Source organism: Streptomyces sp. NPDC051940 (assembly GCF_040680895.1).
In the GTDB taxonomy this organism is placed as follows: domain Bacteria; phylum Actinomycetota; class Actinomycetes; order Streptomycetales; family Streptomycetaceae; genus Streptomyces.
In genome coordinates, this window is record NZ_JBFAXR010000007.1 from 118,249 (window position 1) to 138,972 (window position 20,724).

Here is a 20,724-nt window from a genome sequence, read left to right on the forward strand (position 1 = left end):
CGGCGGTCATCGTCACCCTCCTGGCACTCGCGCTGCCGGTGCCGATCACCATGGCGTTCTTCAACGAGAGCCCCGACTTCAACGGCATCCAGGACCTGCCGCTGCCCGGCGGCGCGGACCTCGGCGACCATCCGTACGAGGTGACCGCCGAGTTCGCCGACGTACTCAGCCTGGTGCCGCAGTCCGCGGTCAAGGTGAACGACGTGTCCGTGGGCCGGGTCGGCGAGATCGAACTGGCGGAGGACGGCTGGACCGCGCTCGTCACCATGAAGATCAACGGCGAGGTGCGGCTGCCCGCCAACTCCTACGCCCGGATCGAGCAGTCCAGCCTGCTGGGCGAGAAGTACGTCCAGCTCATCGCCCCCGAGAAGGGCCAGGAGGTCGCGGACCGGCTCGGCGACGGCGGCGACACCGACTCCGTCTCCGCGATGCAGCCGGTCGCCGCCGACGTGGACATCCCACTCACCCGCACCAACCGCAACCCGGAGGTCGAGGAGGTCTTCGGCGCCCTGTCGATGCTCCTCAACGGCGGCGGCATCCAGCAGCTGCGCACCATCACCCAGGAGCTGAACAAGACCCTCACGGGCAACGAGACCGAGATCCGCTCGATGCTCCGCCAGGTCAACACCCTGACCGGCAGCCTGGACTCCAACAAGGAGAACATCACCAAGGCCCTCGACGGCCTCAACCGCCTCTCCGCCACCCTCGCCACCCGCAAACAGGAGATCGGCGGCGTGCTGGACGGGCTGAGCCCCGGCATGAAGGTGCTGGAGGAGCAGCGCGGCTCGCTGATGACCATGCTGCGGTCGCTGAACACGCTCTCCGACACCGCGGTGCAGACCATCAACCGCAGCAAGGACGACATGATCGCCGACCTGAAGGCGCTCGGCCCGGTGCTGAAGAACCTCGCGGACGCCGGGGAGGCCCTGCCGGACTCGCTGCAGGTGCTGCTGACCTATCCGTTCACGGACGCGGTCCTGGACGGCGTCAAGGGCGACTACCTCAACGCGTACCTGCGGGTGACGGCCGCGCCCGGCACGCAGATCGTCCCGCCGCTGATCCCGCCCGCGGACGGGGCGGCGGCCGGGACGCTGTCCGGTGTCGATGCCGACGGGCTCAGCGCACTGCGCGACGGGACCGGCGCGCTGCCGCTGCCCCTGCCGTCCGTGGGGGAGCCGACCACGTCGGCCGGTGACGGGGCGAGTGCGGTGCCGACGGACATCCCGACGGAGCTGCTGCCGTCGGGGATCGATCCGTCGGACCTGTTCCCGTCCGAGTCCGCATCCACCTCCTCCGACCCCTCGGCGGGTGAGAGCTGATGATCACGCGCGCCACCGTGCTGAAGAACATCGCGTTCCTCGTGATCGCGGTGCTCGTCCTCGGCTTCATCGGGGTCCGTTACGCCGGACTCGGCGGGGCCGTCGGGCTCGGCGACGACTACACCGTGCGGGTCCGGCTCGCCCAGACCGGCGGCCTGTTCCCGCACTCCGAAGTGACGTACCGGGGTGTGTCCGTGGGCCGCGTCGACAGCATCGACCTGACCGGCGACGGGGTCGTGGCGAAGCTGGCGATCCGCGACTCGGCGCCGCCCATCCCGCGCGATCTGCAGGCCGTGGTGGCCAACTACTCGGCGGTCGGCGAGCAGTACATCGACCTGCGGCCGAACAGCGACGCCGGCCCGTACCTCGACGACGGCGCGGAGATCCAGCAGGCGTCGACCACCACCCCCGCCCCCGTCACCAACCTGCTCACCAGCATCGACTCCTTCGCCACCTCCGTGGACACCAAGGCGCTGCGGATCGCCGTAGAGGAGCTGGGCAACGCCTTCGCCGGGCACGGCGAGGACCTGCAGCGGCTGCTGGACACCGGCAGCGAGTTCATCACCGCCGCCGACGAGGCGCTGCCGGAGAGCATCCGGCTGATGGTCGACGGCAAGACGGTGCTGAAGACGCAGAGCGAGGAGGGCGAGTCGCTGAAGGCGTTCGCGGCGGGGTTGCGGGAGTTCGCCGGGCAGCTGAAGGCCAACGACACCGATCTGCGCAAGGTGATCGACGAGACCCCGAAGGCGGCCCTGCAGGCGAGCGCGCTGCTGCGCGACCTCGACCCGAGCCTGTCCGTGCTGCTGGCGAACCTCCTGACCACCTCGGACGTCGCCGTCACCCGGCAGGCGGGCATCGAGCAGCTGCTGGTCCGGCTGCCGCAGATCACCGCGGCCGGCTCCACGGCCGTCACCCCGCGCGGCGCGCGCTTCGGCATGGCGCTGACGTTCTTCGACCCGCTGCCCTGCACGGCCGGATACGGCGGCACCAAGTACCGCACCGGACTGGACACCACGACCCCGCCGCCGCTCAACACCAAGGCGCGCTGCACCCTGCCGCCGTCCAGCGGGGGCAACGTCCGCGGCTCGGGCAACGCGCCCGGGTCGGGGAAGGTGCCGGAGCCGGCGAAGGCGGGTGGGCTGCTGTACGGGGACTCGGCGGACTCCGCCGACGACACCGGCGCCGCGCTGCCCGGCGCGCTCGGGCTGCCGGGGCTGGAGCAGGACGGGCCGCAGGACATGAGCGGACTGCTGGGGCTGTCATGAGCGAGGAGCGGGACGTGGTGAAGAGGAGGCGGGTCCCCGCACGTGTCGTCTGGGCGCTGTGCGCGGCGCTGGCGCTCGGCACCGGAGGGTGGGGCGGGTACGCGTACGCCTCGGCCTCCGGTGACGACTCGCTCGCGTACGCCAAGGAGCGCGACCGCGTGCTGGACCAGGGCACCGCCCGGCTCACCCAGCTGACCAGCATCGACGCCAAGGACGTGCCCGGCGGGCTGCGGCAGTGGCTGGACGCGACGACCGGCGCGCTGCGCGCGGAGCTGGCGGCGAAGCAGGAGTCCAACGCCGCCACCCTGAAGGCCGGCGGCACCACCACCCGCGCACGCGTCACCGACGCCGCCGTCACCCAGCTCGACACCCGGGCGGGTACGGCCAAGCTCATCGCGGCGCTGCGCGTCGAGGTCACGGGCAGCTCCGCGCAACCGGCCACGGACCGCAAGCGGTTCGAGGTCAACCTGGACCGGACGGACGACGGCTGGAAGATCAAGTCGATCACCGCCCTGATCGTGGGAGGCGAGTCTTGAATTCCTCTGCACAGACCCGCCCCCGCGCACCGGAGGCAGGCCCCCCGCCTCCGGACGAGACGGCCGCGAAGTCGAGCGCGGCCGCACGGCCCGCCGCCCGCCGGTGGCTACGTCCCGTCGCGGCGGCCGTGCTCGCCGCGGTGACGCTGACGGGCGGCGGGCTGCTCTTCCGGGCCCACCAGATCAACTCCGGCCCCGGGGCCGAGAACACGGCCCTCACCGACACCGACGCGACCACCCGGGTCATCGGCGACGTCAGCGGCGCACTCAGCAAGGTCTTCTCGTACTCGCCGGCCGACACCGACGCCACCGCCCGCGACGCCGAGCAGCTGCTCGACGGCAAGGCGGCCGAGCAGTACGAGCGGCTCTTCGCCCAGGTCCGCGAGCGGGTCGCCGAGCAGAAGCTGACCCTGACCACCGAGGTCGTACGGGCCGGGGTGAGCCGCCTCGACGGCGGCAGCGCCCAGCTGCTCGTCTTCCTCGACCAGACGACCCAGCGGGCCGACGGCAAACCGTCCACGGTGGCGGCGCAGCTCACCGTCACGGCCCGATTCACCGACGGACAGTGGCGGATCACCGACATGACGTCCCGATGACGGCGGGGCGGTCCGCCGGCCGTCCCGCCCGCCGCAACACCCCGGCTCCCGTGGAGAGGCAGATGTCCGAAGCGACCACCAGACGACCTAGGCTCACCCAGCTGGCCGCCGCGCTCCTCGCCGTGGCGGTGGCCCTCGCCCTGTGGGCCGGGATGTCGTGGAGCGCCGCGGCGAACGACGAGGACGCCGCGTACGCGCGGGCCCGCGACGCGGCCATGGAGGCGGGGGAGCAGGGTGTGGTGAACCTGAACACCCTCGACTACCGCGACGTCGCCACCGGGCTGGCGGGCTGGCGCGAGTCCGCGACCGGAGAGCTGCTGCAGCAACTGGACAAGGGCAGGGCGGAGTTCGAGAAGCAGGTCCGCGAGGCGAAGACGACCACCTCGGCCAAGGTGCTCGCCGCCGCGCTGACCGAGCTGGACGAACGGGCCGGCAAGGCCCGGATCGTCGTCGCCGTGCGGATCACCGTCGACACGGCCGACGGCAAGCCGCAGGCCAAGGAGAGCCGGATGCTCGGCGAGCTCACCCGTACCGCCGACGGCTGGAAGCTGAGCGCCCTGGGGCAGGCCCCCGTCGGCGACGCGGCGTCCGGGCAGAACTGAGAGGACGGCGTCCATCATGTCGACCACACGCCATCTGGTGAACCGCAGGCGGCGGCTGGCGGCCGCCGAGTCGCCGAGGCCGAAGGCGAAGCCGGATCCGGAGCAGGCCGCGACGGCCCGGACGGAGAGCGGCGCGGCCAGGACGGGCGGTGCCGCGCTGCGGACCTCCACGCGCCCGCGGCCCGTGCGGGAGCGGGAGCGCGAGCGCGAGGAAGAGGCCGCCGAGGCGCCCGAACCCCGCCGGATCCCGCGCGCCGCCGCGGTGCTCGGCGCGCTGGCCGTCCTGCTGGGGTGCTTCGCCGGACTCGCCGCCGTCCAGGCCGGATCGGCCGGCGGCGACGCGGACACCGCCAACACGGCCCTCACCGACAGCGCCCGCACCAGCGAGGTCAAGGGGGCGGTCGCGACAGCCGTCAACGCCGTGTTCTCCGTCAACTACGCGGATGTTCAGGAGAACGAAACCGCCGCTCAGAAATATCTCACCGGCGACGCGGTGGCCCAGCACCGCGGCATGCTCGCGCCGGTGAAGGCCGACGCGGGCAAGCAGAAGCTCGTACTGACCACGACCGTCACCGACAGCGGGGTCCAGCACCTCGAGGGCGACCGGGCCCGGCTGCTGATCTTCGCGGACCAGCGCAACACCCGTACGGACAAGGACGAGACGACCTACGCCGCCGCCATGTTCGCCGTGGACGCGGTGCGGCAGGACGGAATCTGGAAGATCGCGAACATCGACACGTTCGCCCGCTGAGCCGCGGGCGTGGCCGCCGGACCACGGCGGCCGGACGGAGGGACGCGAGACCATGTACCCATTCCGCACGGGCGCTTCGGGCGGACGCGGCCGGATGCGCCGCGGCACCATCCGCGCGGGCATCGCCACGGCGGCGATGGTGGCCCTGACCGCCTCGCAGGCGCCGGGCTTCGGCCACGGCGCCGGCGCGCCGCGCAGGCCGTTGGCGAAGCCCCTGCCACCCGGCCAGCCCGGCGACTTCAGCTACCACACCGAGCTGCCGCCGCTCGCCAAGCCGGACGAGAGCGGCGGGCTGCCGCCGGACCTGCCGCAGCTCCTCGACACCCAGTCGGGCATCCCCGCCACGGTGCTGGCCGCCTACCAGCGGGCCGAGGCAGCCGTGAAGCGCACCGACGCGGGCTGCCGGCTGCCGTGGCAGCTCCTCGCCGCCATCGGCAAGGTGGAGTCCGGGCACGCCCGCGGCGGCCGGGTCGACGCGGCCGGGACGACGCGCGGGGCGATCCTGGGACCGGTGCTGAACGGGGTGGACTTCGCGCTCGTCGCCGACACCGACGGCGGGCGGCTGGACGGCGACAAGGTGTACGACCGGGCCGTCGGGCCCATGCAGTTCATCCCGTCCACCTGGGCGACCTGGGGCGTCGACGGCAACGGCGACGGCGTGAAGAACCCGCACAACGTCTTCGACGCGGCGCTGGCCGCCGGGCACTACCTGTGCGCGGGCTCGCGGGACCTGGCGCTCGTCGGGGACCTGGAGCGGGCGATCCTCAGCTACAACCGGTCCGACGCGTACCTGCGTACGGTCCTGTCGTGGCTGGAGTTCTACCGCCGCGGCGTGCACACGGTGCCGGACGGCACGGGCGTGGTGCCGACGTCGCCGGGGGCGGGCAACCCCCAGTCGCAGGAGGACAACGACTACAACGGCGACGGGAAGGAGGACGGCGGCGGCATCACGGTCGGCCCGCAGCCGCCGACGACGGGCACGCCGTCGCCGCGGCCGTCGCTGCCGGGGACCTCGCCGTCGCCGACGGATGACCCGACCACGGATCCGACCGATCCGACGACGGATCCGACGGACCCGACGACGGACCCGACCGACCCGACGACGGATCCGACGGACCCGACCACCGACCCCACCGACCCCACGACGGACCCCACGGATCCGACTACGGACCCCACGGACCCCACGACGGATCCGACGGACCCGACGACCGACCCCACGGAGACGACCGCTCCGACGGATCCGGGCACGACCGACCCCACCCAGACGACCGGGGCCGAGTCGACGCCCAGCGAGACCTCCGCCGATGAGTCCCCGGCCGGCTGACAGGCGGCCGGGGGCCCGCACGGCGTCGTCCCGGCACCTGACGGCCGTGCCGACCGCGACGCGGGCGCCCGCGCGCCCGCTCGCGGTCCTCTCGGCCGACGGCACCCCGCTGCACGCGGAGCTGCACGGCCCGGAGGGGACGCCGGCGGTGGTGCTGGTGCACGGGCTCGGGCAGTCGGCGGCGACGTGGTCGCCGGTGATCGACCTGCTGGCGGCGGACCATCTGCTGATCGCGTACGACGTGCGCGGCCACGGACGCACTCCGGCGGGGCCGGGCGGGCCGAGCGCGCGCGCCCTGACGCAGGACCTGACCGCCGTGCTCACCGCGTGCCTCGGCGGCCGGGAGCGTGCCGTGCTGGCGGGTCTGGGACTGGGAGCGGCCACCATCCTGGCGGCGGTGCGCGACCCCCTGGTCCGCGCCCACACGGCGGGGATCCTCAACTGCCCCACGCCGCACCCGGCCGCGCCGCTCGCCGGGGTCAACCGCCGTACGCAGCACGCCTGGTCCCGCACCGCGGCGGCGCTGGGCGCGGTCACGCCGGCCGCGGTGCCGACGCTGGTCCTCGGCGGACCCGACGAGTACCTGACGCCGTCGGCGGTGGCGCACGGGATCCGGCGGCTGACGGTGTGACGGAGACGGCAGGCGGCGGCTCACGGCGTAACGAGGGCAGCAGAAAGCCCCCGGTGCCAGGGGGGACCACACCGGGGGCCGTTCTGCGGGGGATCCGAGGATCCCGAGGGGTTACGCCGCCGACTCGAACCCCGTGTCGCGGGCGAGCTTCTTCAGCTCGACCAGCGCGTGCTTCTCGATCTGGCGGATCCGCTCACGCGTCAGGCCGTGCTGCTTGCCGACCTCCGTCAGCGTGCGCTCGCGGCCGTCGTCGATGCCGTAACGGGCCTTGATGATCGACGCCGTACGCGGCTCGAGCCGGCCGATGAGGCCATCGAGCTCCTCGCGGCGCAGCATCACCAGCACCGAGGCCTCCGGCGACTCCGCGCCGGTGTCCTCCAGCAGATCGCCGAACTGGGTCTCGCCCTCGTCGTCGACCGACATGTTCAGCGACACCGGGTCGCGCGCCCAGTCCAGCACGTCCGTGACCCGCTCGGGCGTGGAGCCCAGCTCCGCGGCGACCTCCGCCGGCTCCGGCTCACGGCCGTGCTCGCGGTTGAACTCGCGCTGCACCCGGCGGATCCGGCCCAGCTCCTCGACCAGGTGGACGGGGAGGCGGATGGTGCGCGACTGGTCGGCGATGGAGCGCGTGATGGCCTGGCGGATCCACCACGTCGCGTACGTCGAGAACTTGAAGCCCTTGCGGTAGTCGAACTTCTCCACCGCGCGCACCAGGCCGGCGTTGCCCTCCTGGATCAGGTCCAGCAGGGGCAGGCCGCTGCGCGGGTAGCGCCGCGCTACGGCGACGACCAGCCGCAGGTTCGAGCGTATGAACAGGTCCTTGGCGCGCTCGCCGAGGCGGACCAGCTCCTCCAGCTCCTCCCGCGCGGCCGTCACCGACGGCGCGTCCGCGGACTCCGCGGCCTCGATCCCACCGGCCAGCAGCTGCTCCGCGTACACACCGGCTTCGATGTCGAGGGAGAGCTCGACCTCCTTCGCGGCGTCGAGAAGCGGCGTCCGGGCGATCTCGTCGAGATACATGCCGACCAGGTCGCGGTCCGCGATCTCGCCGCTCGCACGAGCGCTGCTTGCCCGGCCGGTCGTAGCCGTGGTGGCGGACCGGCGGGCGACGGCACGAGTAGCCATGCGTGCTCCCTTACGCGAGTACTTACGCGAGTAGACGTGGATAACGATCAGGCACCTACCGGGTGCCCGTTTCATTGCTTCCAACGACGGGAATCCGGACAGAATTCCCATCCCGGCCGACTTTTTAGTGATCTTGCAGTACCCTGTGCGCCCCGCTGCTAGCTTCGGGCCATGAGCGAGACAACCGAGATGCAGGTCAGACCGGGAACCGAGGCCGATCTCGAGGCCCTCACCAGCATCTACAACCACTACGTGCGTGAGACGGCCATCACCTTCGACGTCGAGCCGGTCACCCCCGACCAGCGCCGTCCGTGGCTGCTCTCCCACCCTGAAGACGGTCCGCACCGGCTGAAGGTTGCCTGCGAGGCCGGATCGGGGCGGGTTGTGGGGTACGCCACGTCCAGTCCGTTCCGGGTGAAGCCGGCGTACGCGACGTCGGTCGAGGTCAGCGTGTATCTGGCGCCCGAGGCGGGGGGCCGGGGCGCGGGCTCGCTGCTGTACGGGTCGCTCTTCGCGGACCTGGACGGTGAGGACGTGCACCGGGCGTACGCCGGGATCGCGCTGCCGAACGAGGCGTCCGTGCGGCTGCACGCGCGCTTCGGGTTCTCGTACGTCGGGACGTACCGCGAGGTCGGCCGGAAGTTCGGCCGGTACTGGGACGTGGCCTGGTATGAGAAGGACCTGGGCTCCGGGTTTGTTCCCGGGGACGGTGCAGGTCCCGGTGGGCGCGGTCTCGGTCGCGAGGCCTAGGTCCGGCGGGGTCCGCGTCCTCCTCCCGTGGATGGATACGGCGGGGCGGACCGGGCACATAGCGTCGCGGCCATGGACACCACCGGCGTATTCGACGAAGCACTGGAACGGCTCCACACCACCGGCCCCGAGTTCGAGGGCTGGCTGACCAACCACGGCCCGATGGCGGTCGAGGCCCTCGCCCGCAACGGACGGGCGGCGGCCGTCCACCACTGGCTGGACGTGTACGAGGACCGCCTCGACGAGGCCCCGCGCCCGGCGCAACGCATCACGGCCGACACCTGGCGGGAGGCGCTCGGCGACGCCAAGCGTCTCGGCGACTGGCCGGTCTACTTCTCGGAGCGGCTCGCGGAGCAGCCCTGGCGCGAGGTCCTCGCGGAGTGGTGGCCGCGGCTGCTGCCCGGGCTCGCGGGCGGGGCGACGCACGTCGTGATCCGCACGGGGCACGCGGTGCGGTCGCTGCTGGAGGCGGAGGAGGCGAGCGGCGGCGCCGTGCCCGCGCCCCGGCTCGCGGAGCTGGCCCAGTCGCTGGGGTACTGGGGTGCGCGGTACCAGGAGCTGCCGGCGCGCGTTCGCCTCACGGGGGCTGCCTCGCCGGCGGCGGCGCTCGCGGCGGTGCCGCGCGTGCCCGACCAGTCGGGCGGTATCCGTCCGCGGCTGGCCCAGCTGACGGCGGCGGGCACGCCGGGGTGGGTGTCTTCGGTGTCGTCGCCGCGCGCCCCATCGACGCCGGAGGAGGCCCGCGCTGCCCTCACGTCGCTGGTGGCGGCGGCCACCCACCGCTACGCCACGCACGCGCACGGCTCCCCCGTGATGCTGGTGCACGCGGCGACGGCGCCGAACGCGGTCCTGCGTACGCTGCCGGCGCTGCCTCGGGACCTCTGGGTGCCCAGTTACACGGCTGCGTGGTCGGCGACGGCGGCGGTGCTGGCGGCGTACGGCCCGCCCTCCGCCCGCCCGGCGCCGTCGGTCCCCGCCTCGTCGTCCTTCGACGACCTCCTCACCCGTGCGGCGTCGCACGGGGACGAGCACGCGATCAAGCTCGTCGACACGGCGCTCGATGTGGGCGACACGGCGGCGCGGGCTGCGGGCGTGCAGGCGATCACCTTGATCGACCCGCTGCTCTGACGCGTCCGCCTGCGGCGCGGCAACGCTGTGGTCGCGCCGCGCACCGATGGCTGCGGTTCGCCTGCGCCCACCCATGCCGCCCTGCGGCCCGCCTGCCCGCAGGCTGCGCGGGTCCCGCGCCCGCGCCCGTCCACACCGGTGCGCGGCAACGCGGTGGTCGGGTCGTGCGCCGATGGCTGCGGTTCGCCTGCGCCCACCCGTGCCGCCCTGCGGCACGCCTGCCCGCAGGCTGCGCGACCTCCACCCCGCGCCTAGGCGGCACCGCCGCTACGGGCTGACGACGCACCGCCACGCGCCGCTGCGCCCGGCTGGCGGGGTACCGCTGCGAGCGGCTGACCGCGCAAAGCTGCGGGCGGCTGGGCCGCCCAGGGGGCGGCACGGGCGGGCGCAGCGGCCCCGCACCCGGGGGGCCCGCCGCGACCACGGCGATGGGGGGAGTGGCGCGGGCTTGCGGCCACCGCACCGGGCGGGTGCAGCGGACCCGCAGCCGGGGGCCCGACGCGACCACCGCGAAGGGGCGCCCGCGCACCTGGTCGCCGCATGGCGAAGGGGCGGAGTCCGAGGGATCTCGGACTCCGCCCCCGAGGGTGCGTTACGGGAGGAGCGTCGCCTGGAGCGTGATGCTCGGGACCGCCGCGAGCGCCTGGCTCACCGGGCAGTTCTTCTTGGCGTCTTCCGCCGCCGCCTGGAAGTCCTCCTCCGACAGCCCCGGCACCTTCGCCGCGACCGTCAGGACGATCCCCGTGATGCCCTCGCCGGGCTGGAACGTGACGTCCGCCTGCGTGTCGAGCGTCTCGACCGTGTAGCCCTTGCCGGCCAGGCCGTGGCTGAAGGCCATCGAGTAGCACGAGGAGTGGGCCGCCGCGATGAGCTCCTCCGGAGAGGTCTTCCCGTTGGGCGCCTCGGCCCGCGCCGGCCAGCTCACGTCGTACGAGCCGATCTTGGAGGACTCCAGGGCGACGGTGCCCTTGCCCTCGAGGAGGTTGCCTTCCCAGTGGGTCTTCGCGGTGCGCGTGGTTGCCATTGATCGAGCCTCCGGTTCGGAACGAGCGATATGCGCTGTACGTGGCCAAGTTATCGCCAACGGGACGCCCGTGCCCGGCCGCCCCGGCCGACCGCCGCACACCGCCCCGAACGATGTGACACAGGTCACTCCACCCCCGGAATATCCGGGGATCGTCTCCCCGTTTACCCCGTGTAGCAGAAACGGGGACTCGCTCCCCGGATCCCCGAAAGGGCCGGAACGATCGCGACCGTGGCGCAACTCACAGCGCACGGAGCCAGGTCGAACCGCCGTAACCGCGGTCTTACGGACCGTGAGGCAGAAGGAGGCAGCACCATGAGCGACACCGCGGAGCTCCCGCGCCAGCGCCACCTGCGCGCTGACGCCTCGCGCAACCGCGAGCGCATCGTGGATGCCGCCCGCACCGCCTTCGTCGATCACGGCCCCGACGTACCCCTGGACGAGATCGCCCGCCGCGCGGGCGTCGGCAACGCGACGCTCTACCGTCACTTCGCGGACCGCAAGGATTTGATCCAGCAGGTCACCCTCGCCTCCATGGACCGCATCGCCGAAGAGGCGGAGGCGGCTCTGGCCGAGGAGGAGGACCCGTTCCAGGCGCTGCGCCGCTTCGTGCACCGGGCGGCCGACGAGCGGATCGGCTCGCTGTGCCCGCTGCTGTCCGAGGGGTTCGACAAGTCCGACCCCGAGGTCGTGCGCATGCGCGACCGGCTGGACGCCGCGATCCTCGCCGTCATGGAGAGCGCCCGGCAGGCCGGGAAGCTCCGTGAGGACGTCGCCGCGGGCGATCTGATGGTCGCCCTGACCCAGCTGACCCGGCCGCTGCCGGGGATGATGTGCGACGGTATCGACCGGTACGTCCACCGCCATCTGCAGATCTTCCTCGACGGACTGCAGGCTCCGGCCCGCTCCGAGCTGCCCGGCAGCCCGGCCACGTTCGAAGACCTCGCCCAGCCGCAGGACGGCGCCATGTAACCGGCCCGAGCGGCAGATCACCACCAGCTCCACCAACACCCTGTACCAGTGAGGTAGGAATCCCCATGTCCGAAGCCATGCCCGCGGCTGCCCTGCAGCCGGATCCCAAGCGCTGGAAGGCACTGGCGTTCATCGCCGTGGCCCAGCTGATGGTCGTCCTCGACGCGACCATCGTGAACATCGCGCTGCCCACCGCCAAGGGCGACCTCGGCATCTCCGACGCCAACCAGCAGTGGGTCATCACGGCGTACGCCCTGGCCTTCGGTGGTCTGCTGCTCTTCGGTGGCCGGATCGCCGACCTCTGGGGCCGTAAGCGCACGTTCATCACCGGTCTCATCGGTTTCGCCGGCGCGTCCGCGCTGGGCGGTGCGGCCACCGGCCAGGAGATGCTGTTCGCGTCCCGCGCCCTGCAGGGCGTGTTCGGCGCGCTGCTCGCGCCCGCCGCGCTGTCGCTGCTGGCCGTGCTCTTCACGGACGGCAAGGAGCGCGCGAAGGCGTTCGGCATCTACGGCGCGATCGCCGGTGGTGGTGGCGCCCTCGGTCTGATCCTCGGCGGTCTGCTGACCGAGTTCCTGAACTGGCGCTGGACGTTCTTCGTCAACATCCCCTTCGCCGTCGTCGCCGTCCTCGGCGCGATGGCCGTGATCCACGACCCGGCGGGCAGCCGCAACCGCTCGCCGCTCGACATCCCCGGCGTCGTCCTGTCGTCGACCGGTCTGGTGTCCCTGGTGTACGGCTTCACCCGCGCCGAGACGCACAGCTGGACCGACGGCATGACGATCGGCCTGTTCGTCGCCTCGGCGGTGCTGCTGGCCGCGTTCGTGGCCTGGGAGGCCAAGGCGAAGGCGCCGCTGCTGCCGCTGCGCGTCCTGGTGGACCGCAATCGCGGCGGTGTCTACCTGTCGCTGGGCCTGGCCGTGATCGGCATGTTCGGCCTGTTCCTCTTCCTCACCTTCTATCTGCAGGTGGTGAAGGAGTACAGCGCGCTGAAGACCGGCTTCGCCTTCCTGCCGATGATCGTCGGCATGATCACGGGCTCGACGCAGATCGGCGCCCGGCTGATGCTGAAGGTCCCCGCGCGGCTGCTGATGGCGCCCGGCTTCCTGGTCGCCGCGCTCGGCATGGGGCTGCTCACGCAGCTGCAGGTCGACAGCTCCTACTGGGCGCTGCTGGTGCCGTCGATGCTGCTGCTGGGTCTGGGCATGGGTACGGCGTTCATGCCGGCCATGTCGCTGGCCACGTACGGCATCGAGCCGCGTGACGCGGGTGTCGCCTCGGCGATGGTCAACACCTCGCAGCAGGTGGGCGGTGCGATCGGTACGGCGCTGCTGAACACGATCGCGGCGTCCGCGACGACGTCGTGGCTGACGTCGCACGCGGCGGAGGCCCGTACGCTCGGCAAGCAGGGGTACATCAACGCCGGTGCGGTGCACGGGTACAGCACGGCGATCTGGTGGGCGGTCGGGATCCTGGTGGTCTCCGCGACCATCGCGTTCACCTTCATCAACGCCGGGCGGCCGAAGTCGGCTGTCGCCGACTCGGGCACGGCTTCCGCCTCGGAGGCGGAGGCGCCGGTGGCCGTCATGCACTGAGGCCTCACGGCCTCACCACCTCACCACAGGGTTCGCCTCACGGGCCCCGTCCGACCGCGTCACCCGCGGCCGGCCGGGGCCCTCGCGCGTGCCGCGCGCCGCGCCGTTCGCAGCGGTGCGGCGGCCGCGGGCGCACCCCTTCCGCCGTGGTCGCGGCGGGCCCTTCGGGTGCGGGGCCGCTGCGCCCGCCCGTGCCGCCCCCTGGCCGGCCCAGCCGCCCGCAGCTTCGCGCGGTCAGCCGCTCGCAGCGTTGCAGCGCCAGCCCGAAGCGACGGTGCGCGGCATCCGGGCACGGCGGTGCGTCGTCAGCCAGTAGCGGCGCTGCCGCCGGTCGCGGCGGCGCAGGCCACGCAGCCTGCGGGCAGTCGTGCCGCAGGGCGGCACGGGTGGGCGCAGGCGAACCGCAGCCTTCGGCGCCTGACGTGACCACGGCGTTGCCGCGTACCGGCTGGCTGGCAGGGGACGCGCAGCGGTACGGCCAGACGGGGAGGGATGGCGCAGCGGTGCGGCCCGGCGGGCAGGGATCGCGCAGCGGTACGGCCGGGCGCCGCGCGGGACCCGCGCAGCCTGCGGGCAGTCGTGCCGCAGGGCGGCACGGGTGGGCGCAGGCGAACCGCAGCCTTCGGCGCCTGACGTGACCACGGGCTTGCCGCGCGCCGGCCGGGCGGGGAGGGATCGCGCAGCGGTGCCGCTGGGCGCGGCGGCGCAGGTCACGCAGCCTGCGGGCAGTCGTGCCGCAGGGCGGCACGGGTGGGCGCAGGCGAACCGCAGCCTTCGGTGCCCGACGCAACCACCGCCTTGCCGCGCAGCGAACCGCAGCCGTCGATGCCCGGCGCGACCACCGCGTAGCCGCGCAGCGAACCGCGGCCGGCGGCCCACGACGCGAGCCACCGCGCAGCGCCCGCGGCCGCGCCGGAGGCGAGGTATGGTTGAGGTCTCAACCTTATGGAGTCGCCATGACCGCCATGCCCGCCCTCTACCTCTCCCACGGCGCCCCGCCCCTCGCCGACGACCCCGTATGGCCGGGCCAGCTCGCCGCCTGGGCGCGCGAGCTACCGCGACCGACGGCGATCCTCATCGTGTCCGCCCACTGGGAAGAGGCCCCCCTCGCCCTCGGCGCCACCACGACCGTGCCGCTCGTGTACGACTTCTGGGGCTTCCCCGAGCACTACTACCGCGTCCGCTACGAGGCCCCCGGCGCCCCGCAGCTCGCGGCCTCCGTGCGGGCCCTGCTGCGCGGACCCGGCAGCGAGGTGCAGGACATCCCGGACCGCGGCCTGGACCACGGGGCGTACGTGCCGCTCGTCGAGATGTACCCGGACGCCGACATCCCCGTACTGCAGATCTCGATGCCGACCCTCGACCCCGAGAAGCTGCTGGAGATCGGCCGCAAGCTGGCCCCGCTCCGCGACGAGGGCGTGCTGATCGTCGGCAGCGGCTTCTTCACCCACAACCTCGCCGCCCTGCGCCACGCCGGCGAGGGCCCCCCGTCGTGGTCCGCGGAGTTCGACGCCTGGGGCCGCGAGGCGCTCGCCGCGCGCGACCTCGACGCCCTGCTGGACTTCACGCACAAGTCCCCCGCGGGCCGCCTCGCCCACCCCCGTACCGAGCACTTCGCCCCGCTGTTCGTGACGCTGGGCGCGGCGGAGCCCGAGCTGGACACGCAGCGCAGCGTGATCGACGGCTTCTGGATGGGCCTGGCCAAGCGCTCGATCCAGCTGGGCTGACCGACGGCCGCCAGGCCGCTCACGCACCCCCGGCCGGCGAGGCCGCGAGGTGCGTGAGCGCCGCGTCCAGCGCCTCCAGCGCCCGCGCCCACGAGTCGGCGGTCTCCCGCGCCGTGTACCGGAAACCCCCGCTCGCCTCGATCCCCACGAACCCGTGGAACGCGCTGTGCAGCAACCGCACCGCGTCCGTAGCCGCCGGCTCCGCCAGCCCGTACCCGCGCAGCATCGCGTACGTCGTGGCGCTGAGCCGGTGGTAGTCGGCCACCGCACCGGCGGGCGGCGGCAGGCGCACGGCCGCGTACCGGCCGGGGTGGGCGAGCGCGAAGTCGCGGTACGCGTTCGCGAAGGCCAGCATCGCCTCCCGCCCCGACCGCCCCGCGATCGCCTCGCCGAGCACGTCCGCGAACTCCCGCGCGGAACGGACCGACACCCTGTCCCGCAGATCCCGCGCGCCCTTGACGTGCGCGTACAGGCTGGCGTCCTTGACGCCGAAGCGGCGGGCCAGCGCGGAGAGCGTCACGTTCTCCAGGCCGACCTCGTCCGCCAGGTCCGCCGCGGCCTCGGTCAGCCGCTCCGCGGTGAGTCCCACCCGGGCCATGAGGTCCCTCGTTCCCCTCGTCGTGATCGCCCTGCATTCCTAGGGGCATTAATCATTTGCCTAATACCCCTAGGCAAGCCTACCGTCGAAGGCATGAGAGAGGTAACCGAGGCGGAGATCCGCGAGTCCTTCGTCAACTGCTCCAAGGGCGAGGCCAAGCGGCTGGCCGTCCCCCGCGACCTGGCCGACCTGCCCTGGGCCGACCTCGACTTCCTCGGCTGGCGCGACCCGGGCGCCCCCGACCGCAGCTATCTGGTCCTCGACCGTCCCGACGGCCTGGTCGGTGTCGCCTTCCGCTTCCCGCGCGTGCAGCGCGGCTTCCTGCAGCGCAACATGTGCAACCTGTGCATGACCGCCCACCCCGGCAACGGCGTCTCCCTGATGACCGCCCGCAAACCCGGCAAGGCCGGCCGCGAGGGCAACTCCACGGGCCTGCACATGTGCACCGACCTGGCCTGCCCGCTCTACATCCGCGGCAGGAAGTCGGTGGGGCCCATGCGGTACGAGGAGTCCCTGACCCAGGAGGAGAAGATCGCCCGGATGACGGCCCGCCTCGACGAGTTCCTCGAGCAGCTGTACGCGTAGCGCCCTGTACGCCCCCGGGCCGGGTGGCTACCGTCGTACGCCATGCGCATCCTGATCCTGGGCGGAACGTCCTTCATCGGCAGGGCCATTGCCGAGGCCGCGCTCACCGACGGCGCCGACGTCACCCTGTTCGGCCGCGGCCGCACCGGCACCGACCTCTTCCCCGGCACACCCCGGCTGACCGGCGACCGCGACACCGGCGACTACGCCGCGCTGGCGGACGGCGGTTGGGACGCGGTCGTCGACGTCAGCGGGTACGTGCCCCGGCACGTGGGCCAGGCGATGGACGCCCTGGGCTCGCGCGCCGGCCGCTACCTCTTCGTCTCCAGCCAGGCCGTTTACCCCCGCACCGGCCTCGTGCCGGACGCCGACGAGGACACCCCGCGCCGCCCCGCGGAGCGCGGCACGGAGGAGATCCACGAGTCCACCTACGGCCCGCTGAAGGTCGCCTGCGAGGACGACGTCCTGGCCCGTTACGGCGAGCGGGCCACGTTCGTCCGCCCCGGCATCGTGGCCGGCCCGTACGACAACCAGAACGCCTTCACCTACTGGGCCCGCCGGGCCGCCCGCACCGGCCCGGTCGCCCTGCCGGGCCGTCCCGAGCAGCCGGTGCAGGTCGCCGACTCCCGCGACCTGGCCCGTCTCGTCGTACGCCTGCTGGCAGACGACCGCCCGGGCGCCTTCAACGTCAACGGCCCCGAGGCGCCGGTCACGCTCGGCGACCTGGTCAGGTCCTGCGCCCGCGCGGCCGGCGCCGAGATCGAGCTGGTCCCCGTGCCGCCCGTGGACGTACACCGGCACTTCCCGCTCGTACGACCGCAGGAGCAGTGGGGGACGTTCACGATGTCGTCCGCCCGCGCCCGCGCCGCCGGGCTGACGGCGACTCCGCTGGAGCGGACGGCCCGCGACGTACTGTCCTGGGACCGCGACCTGGGCGAGCCGCCGCTGCGCCGGGGCTATACGCCGGAGGAGGAGCGCGAGGCCCTCGCGGGCCGGATCTGACCCGGACCGCGCCGACTACCATCGACCCCATGACAGACGGAGCCGGCACCGCACGCGTCGACGCCTGGGTCTGGGCCGTGCGCCTGGTCAAGACGCGCGCGATGGCCACCGCGGCCTGCCGCGCCGGGCACGTCAAGGTCAACGGCGAGCGCGTCAAGCCCGCGCAGTCCGTGAAGCCGGGCGACGAGGTGCGCGTCTTCCATGCGGGGCGCGAGCGGATCGTGGTTGTGTCGCGGATCATCCGCAAGCGCGTCGGCCCGCCGGTGGCCGCCGAGTGCTACGTCGACAACTCGCCGCCGCCCCCGCCGCGCGAGGAGACGCCGGTGATCGCGGTCCGCGACCGGGGCGCGGGGCGGCCCACCAAGCGCGAGCGGCGCGATCTGGAGCGGCTGCGCGGGGCGGGGGCGCCGGGCGCACCCGAGCGGCGGCCCCGGACGCGCTGAGTCCCGTCCTCCGGTGGATCACGCCGGCTCGTTGTCGATCGAGCCGGCCCGTTGTGGGTTACGCCGGCCCGTTGTGGATTACGCCGGCTCGCCCAGCGCGCTCAGCTCGCGGGCCAGGTCCAGGCCCATGTCGAGGTACTGCACGAAGTACTCGTTGTTCAACGCCCACGGGCTGCGCCGCCGCCGCACCATCGACAGCGCGGCGGACGGCTCGTAGCCGAGCACGACCAGCGCCTGCGCGATCACCAGCCCCGAGCGGTTGTAGCCGGAGTGGCAGCGGACCAGGATGAGCCGGTCCGCCCGCTGGGCCGCGGCGACCAGCAGCGCCAGGTCCATCACCTTGTCCAGCTGGTCGGCGGTGAGCAGGTCGTCGGGCAGCTCCACCGCGTGGTGCTCCACCCCGGGGCCGGGCCCGAACCCCATCCCGGGCGCCAGGCTCACCACCAGCTGGAACTCGCGGTCCACGACGACGGGCCGCAGCTCGCCCAGGGCGTCCGTCCAGTACTGGCCGCCCATCCACAGTCCAGGGACGATCTCGTCCCAGGGCGACTCCGGCCCCGGCACCTTACGGTCGTTACGGCGGGTTCTCTTCACGACCACCCCTCCCCAGACCCCAACGGGCGGGTGGCGGCCGTAAGTTCCTCCGGGTTCCGGGGCGGCCCGTTCCGCGGGCGCGACCCCCAGCCGGCTCAGTCCACGTGGTGCGGCGGCTTCTCGTCGAGGAAGCGCGCGAGGTCGGCGGCGGAGGTGCTGCCGGAGGACGCCGGCCGCTCGCCCCAGCCCTCGTCGCTGTCGTCGGCAGACGGACGGGCGAAGGGGTCGTCGAAGACCAGCGGGTTCTTCCCCTTCTTCGTCCCGGGGTGGCCGGGCTTCTCCGGTGTGGCGCTCATACCCCCAGAGTACGGGCGCGGGCGGGGGTCCCCGTACGCCCATTCCCGTCGTAGCGGATGCCCGAATGCTTCCGAAAAGATGCCAGAACCTGTTTACAACTCGGACGATGCGACGTAATCTCGCGAGGAACCACACATTCGGATCCGATGCGGAGACAAACCCACATGTACGCCCCCGAGCGCCAGCAGGAGATCCTCCGCATCGCCCGCGAGAGCGGCCGGGTGGACGTGCTCGGGCTCGCCGCCGAGTTCCAGGTCACCGCCGAGACCGTGCGCCGCGACCTGAAGGCCCTGGACCGGGCCGGACTCGTGCGCCGGGTGCACGGTGGCGCCATCCCCGCCGGGCGGCTGGACTTCGAGCCGGACCTGGCCGAGCGCGAGTCCACGGCCGCGGGCGAGAAGGACCGCATCGGCCACGCCGCCCTCACCGCCCTGCCCGCGGACGGCGGCACGGTGATCCTCGACGCCGGTTCCACCGCCGCCCGGCTGGCCGCCGCGCTGCCCCTGGACGCGGCGTTCACCGTCGTCACCCACGCCCTGCCCATCGCGGCCCGGCTCGCCGACCATCCGGGGATAGACCTGCACATGGTCGGCGGCCGGGTCCGGCACCGCACCCGGGCGGCCGTGGACGCCTGGGCGCTGCGGGCGTACAGCGAGATCAACGCCGACGTCGCCTTCGTCGCCACCAACGGCTTCTCGCTGGAGTCGGGCCTCACCACCCCCGACCTCGCCGAGGGCGCCGTGAAGCGGGCGGTCATCGCGGCCGCGCGCCGCGTCGTACTGATCGCGGACTCCACCAAGCACGGCCAGAGCCACTTCGCCCGCTTCGGCGACCTGTCCCAGGCCGACCTGCTCATCACCGACACCGGGCTGAGCCCGGACGAGGCCCGGGCCATCGAACGGCAGGGCACGGAGGTGGTACGGGCATGAGCCCCCGCCCCACGACGGCGCCACCCCGGGAAGCAACCCGCGCATGATCCTCACCGTCACGCCCAACCCCAGCCTCGACCGCACGTACGAGCTGCCCGCCCTGGAGCGCGGCGCCGTGCTGCGCGCGGGCGCCGACCGGGTCGACCCCGGCGGCAAGGGCGTCAACGTCTCCCGCGCCGTGGCCGCCGCCGGCCACCGCACGGTCGCCGTCCTCCCCTTCGGCGGCCCCGAGGGAGCGCTGCTGGACCGCCTCCTCGGCGTCCACGGCATCGAAGCCGCCGGCGTCCCGGTCGGCGGCTCGACCCGCGTCAACATCTCCCTCGCCGAACCCGATGGCACCCTCACGAAGATCAACGCGACCGGCCCCCGCCTCACCCCGGACGAGGCCGAGGCCCTGCTGCGCGCCGTCGCCGAACGCGCCGCCGACGCCCGCTGGATCGCCTGCTGCGGCAGCCTCCCGCTGGGGCTCGGCGCCGAGTGGTACGCCGAACTCGTCGACCGCGTCCACCGGGCCGGCGCCCGGATCGCCCTCGACACCTCCGGCCCGGCGCTGGGCGCGGCCCTCACCCGCCGCCCCGACGTGGTCAAGCCCAACGCCGAGGAGCTCGCCGAGGCCGTCGGCCGGCCCCTCGCCACGGTCGGCGACGCGGTCAAGGCCGCCGCGGAGGTACGCGACCGCGGCGCCGGCGCGGTGCTGGCCAGCCTCGGCGCGGACGGCCAGCTGCTCGTGGCCGGCGACGGCGTCTGGTACGCCGTCGCCCCCGTCGACGCCGTACGCAGCGACGTCGGCGCCGGTGACGCCTCCCTCGCCGGTTTCCTCACCGCCGGCGGCACCGGCGCCGCGGCGCTGGCCGCCGCCGCGGGGTGGGAAGAGCACACGTCGGTACTCCACTCACTTGCCGTATCCTCTGGGATGCGGGGTTGTGGGTGTTTT

24 protein-coding genes are annotated in these 20,724 nt (G+C 73.5%); 18 read left to right on the forward strand and 6 right to left on the reverse strand.

Annotation, left to right across the window (positions count from 1 at the left end; genetic code table 11):
- Positions 1-50 precede the first annotated feature (50 nt).
- The 8 genes from AB0M28_RS05440 (at position 51) to AB0M28_RS05475 (ending at position 7,024) form a co-directional block, all read left to right on the forward strand.
- Complete coding sequence (locus tag AB0M28_RS05440; RefSeq protein ID WP_365398174.1) at positions 51-1,319, forward strand: MCE family protein; 1,269 nt, start codon at positions 51-53, stop codon at positions 1,317-1,319.
- Positions 1,319-2,584 (forward strand): MlaD family protein, encoded by a 1,266-nt coding sequence (locus tag AB0M28_RS05445; RefSeq protein WP_365398105.1) that lies wholly within the window; start codon positions 1,319-1,321, stop codon positions 2,582-2,584. The genes AB0M28_RS05440 and AB0M28_RS05445 overlap by 1 nt, the downstream gene beginning before the upstream one ends.
- Positions 2,581-3,120, forward strand: a complete 540-nt coding sequence (locus tag AB0M28_RS05450) for a hypothetical protein (protein WP_365398108.1) — start codon at positions 2,581-2,583, stop codon at positions 3,118-3,120. Before AB0M28_RS05445 ends, AB0M28_RS05450 begins: the two co-directional genes overlap by 4 nt.
- A complete protein-coding gene (locus tag AB0M28_RS05455; RefSeq protein WP_365398110.1) occupies positions 3,117-3,716 on the forward strand; it encodes a hypothetical protein in 600 nt (199 codons plus the stop codon). The genes AB0M28_RS05450 and AB0M28_RS05455 overlap by 4 nt, the downstream gene beginning before the upstream one ends.
- A gap of 62 nt (positions 3,717-3,778) precedes the next feature.
- On the forward strand, positions 3,779-4,318 hold the full coding sequence (locus tag AB0M28_RS05460; RefSeq protein WP_365398112.1) for a hypothetical protein: 540 nt from the start codon (positions 3,779-3,781) through the stop codon (positions 4,316-4,318).
- Positions 4,319-4,334: 16 nt separating this feature from the next.
- Positions 4,335-5,069 carry a hypothetical protein gene (locus tag AB0M28_RS05465; protein ID WP_365398115.1) on the forward strand — a complete coding sequence of 245 codons (735 nt, stop codon included), beginning with the start codon at positions 4,335-4,337 and terminating at the stop codon, positions 5,067-5,069.
- 94 nt (positions 5,070-5,163) lie between these two features.
- Entirely contained in the window at positions 5,164-6,393 is a 1,230-nt protein-coding gene (locus tag AB0M28_RS05470) for a lytic transglycosylase domain-containing protein (RefSeq protein ID WP_365398177.1), read from the forward strand.
- Positions 6,394-6,439: 46 nt separating this feature from the next.
- Positions 6,440-7,024: an alpha/beta fold hydrolase gene (locus AB0M28_RS05475; RefSeq protein ID WP_365398117.1), complete on the forward strand. Its 585-nt coding sequence runs from the start codon at positions 6,440-6,442 to the stop codon at positions 7,022-7,024.
- Between the two features lie 111 nt (positions 7,025-7,135).
- Here the strand turns inward: AB0M28_RS05475 and AB0M28_RS05480 are convergent, their stop codons facing one another.
- Positions 7,136-8,149, reverse strand: a complete 1,014-nt coding sequence (locus tag AB0M28_RS05480) for a sigma-70 family RNA polymerase sigma factor (protein WP_365398120.1) — start codon at positions 8,147-8,149, stop codon at positions 7,136-7,138.
- Between the two features lie 171 nt (positions 8,150-8,320).
- Between AB0M28_RS05480 and AB0M28_RS05485 the strand changes: the two genes are divergently transcribed.
- Both AB0M28_RS05485 and AB0M28_RS05490 read left to right on the forward strand, forming a co-directional pair.
- The gene (locus AB0M28_RS05485; protein WP_365398123.1) at positions 8,321-8,899 is read left to right on the forward strand and encodes an N-acetyltransferase family protein; all 579 of its coding nucleotides are present in this window, start codon (positions 8,321-8,323) and stop codon (positions 8,897-8,899) included.
- Between the two features lie 72 nt (positions 8,900-8,971).
- Positions 8,972-10,027 (forward strand): questin oxidase family protein, encoded by a 1,056-nt coding sequence (locus tag AB0M28_RS05490; protein ID WP_365398126.1) that lies wholly within the window; start codon positions 8,972-8,974, stop codon positions 10,025-10,027.
- Between the two features lie 592 nt (positions 10,028-10,619).
- Here AB0M28_RS05490 and AB0M28_RS05495 read toward each other — a convergent pair.
- A complete protein-coding gene (locus AB0M28_RS05495) occupies positions 10,620-11,051 on the reverse strand; it encodes an OsmC family protein (protein ID WP_365398129.1) in 432 nt (143 codons plus the stop codon).
- A 315-nt stretch (positions 11,052-11,366) separates the two neighbouring features.
- Between AB0M28_RS05495 and AB0M28_RS05500 the strand changes: the two genes are divergently transcribed.
- Both AB0M28_RS05500 and AB0M28_RS05505 read left to right on the forward strand, forming a co-directional pair.
- Positions 11,367-12,023, forward strand: coding sequence for a TetR/AcrR family transcriptional regulator (locus AB0M28_RS05500; protein ID WP_365398132.1), 657 nt, complete (start codon positions 11,367-11,369; stop codon positions 12,021-12,023).
- 65 nt (positions 12,024-12,088) lie between these two features.
- The gene (locus AB0M28_RS05505; RefSeq protein WP_365398134.1) at positions 12,089-13,615 is read left to right on the forward strand and encodes an MFS transporter; all 1,527 of its coding nucleotides are present in this window, start codon (positions 12,089-12,091) and stop codon (positions 13,613-13,615) included.
- 710 nt (positions 13,616-14,325) lie between these two features.
- Here AB0M28_RS05505 and AB0M28_RS05510 read toward each other — a convergent pair.
- A complete protein-coding gene (locus AB0M28_RS05510; RefSeq protein WP_365398137.1) occupies positions 14,326-14,556 on the reverse strand; it encodes a hypothetical protein in 231 nt (76 codons plus the stop codon).
- A gap of 15 nt (positions 14,557-14,571) precedes the next feature.
- Here AB0M28_RS05510 and AB0M28_RS05515 point away from each other — a divergent pair, with 15 nt between their 5' ends.
- Positions 14,572-15,342 carry a class III extradiol ring-cleavage dioxygenase gene (locus AB0M28_RS05515; RefSeq protein ID WP_365398139.1) on the forward strand — a complete coding sequence of 257 codons (771 nt, stop codon included), beginning with the start codon at positions 14,572-14,574 and terminating at the stop codon, positions 15,340-15,342.
- Between the two features lie 19 nt (positions 15,343-15,361).
- Here AB0M28_RS05515 and AB0M28_RS05520 read toward each other — a convergent pair whose 3' ends face one another.
- Positions 15,362-15,940, reverse strand: a complete 579-nt coding sequence (locus tag AB0M28_RS05520) for a WHG domain-containing protein (RefSeq protein WP_365398142.1) — start codon at positions 15,938-15,940, stop codon at positions 15,362-15,364.
- A gap of 93 nt (positions 15,941-16,033) precedes the next feature.
- Here AB0M28_RS05520 and AB0M28_RS05525 point away from each other — a divergent pair, with 93 nt between their 5' ends.
- Genes AB0M28_RS05525 through AB0M28_RS05535 form a run of 3 tightly spaced genes read left to right on the forward strand, consistent with a single transcriptional unit; the run spans position 16,034 to position 17,970 of the window.
- Positions 16,034-16,525 (forward strand): FBP domain-containing protein, encoded by a 492-nt coding sequence (locus AB0M28_RS05525; protein WP_365398145.1) that lies wholly within the window; start codon positions 16,034-16,036, stop codon positions 16,523-16,525.
- Positions 16,526-16,567: 42 nt separating this feature from the next.
- Positions 16,568-17,527: an NAD-dependent epimerase/dehydratase family protein gene (locus tag AB0M28_RS05530; RefSeq protein WP_365398148.1), complete on the forward strand. Its 960-nt coding sequence runs from the start codon at positions 16,568-16,570 to the stop codon at positions 17,525-17,527.
- The gene (locus AB0M28_RS05535) at positions 17,524-17,970 is read left to right on the forward strand and encodes an RNA-binding S4 domain-containing protein (protein WP_365398180.1); all 447 of its coding nucleotides are present in this window, start codon (positions 17,524-17,526) and stop codon (positions 17,968-17,970) included. The genes AB0M28_RS05530 and AB0M28_RS05535 overlap by 4 nt, the downstream gene beginning before the upstream one ends.
- Before the next feature lie 78 nt (positions 17,971-18,048).
- Here the strand turns inward: AB0M28_RS05535 and AB0M28_RS05540 are convergent, their stop codons facing one another.
- Both AB0M28_RS05540 and AB0M28_RS05545 read right to left on the reverse strand, forming a co-directional pair.
- On the reverse strand, positions 18,049-18,564 hold the full coding sequence (locus AB0M28_RS05540; protein WP_365398151.1) for a protein phosphatase: 516 nt from the start codon (positions 18,562-18,564) through the stop codon (positions 18,049-18,051).
- 95 nt (positions 18,565-18,659) lie between these two features.
- A complete protein-coding gene (locus tag AB0M28_RS05545) occupies positions 18,660-18,860 on the reverse strand; it encodes a hypothetical protein (protein ID WP_365398154.1) in 201 nt (66 codons plus the stop codon).
- A gap of 165 nt (positions 18,861-19,025) precedes the next feature.
- Here AB0M28_RS05545 and AB0M28_RS05550 point away from each other — a divergent pair, with 165 nt between their 5' ends.
- Both AB0M28_RS05550 and pfkB read left to right on the forward strand, forming a co-directional pair.
- Positions 19,026-19,790: a DeoR/GlpR family DNA-binding transcription regulator gene (locus tag AB0M28_RS05550; RefSeq protein ID WP_365398183.1), complete on the forward strand. Its 765-nt coding sequence runs from the start codon at positions 19,026-19,028 to the stop codon at positions 19,788-19,790.
- Positions 19,791-19,833: 43 nt separating this feature from the next.
- A partial coding sequence (pfkB, locus tag AB0M28_RS05555) for a 1-phosphofructokinase (protein WP_365398157.1) occupies positions 19,834-20,724 on the forward strand: 891 nt, incomplete at its 3' end.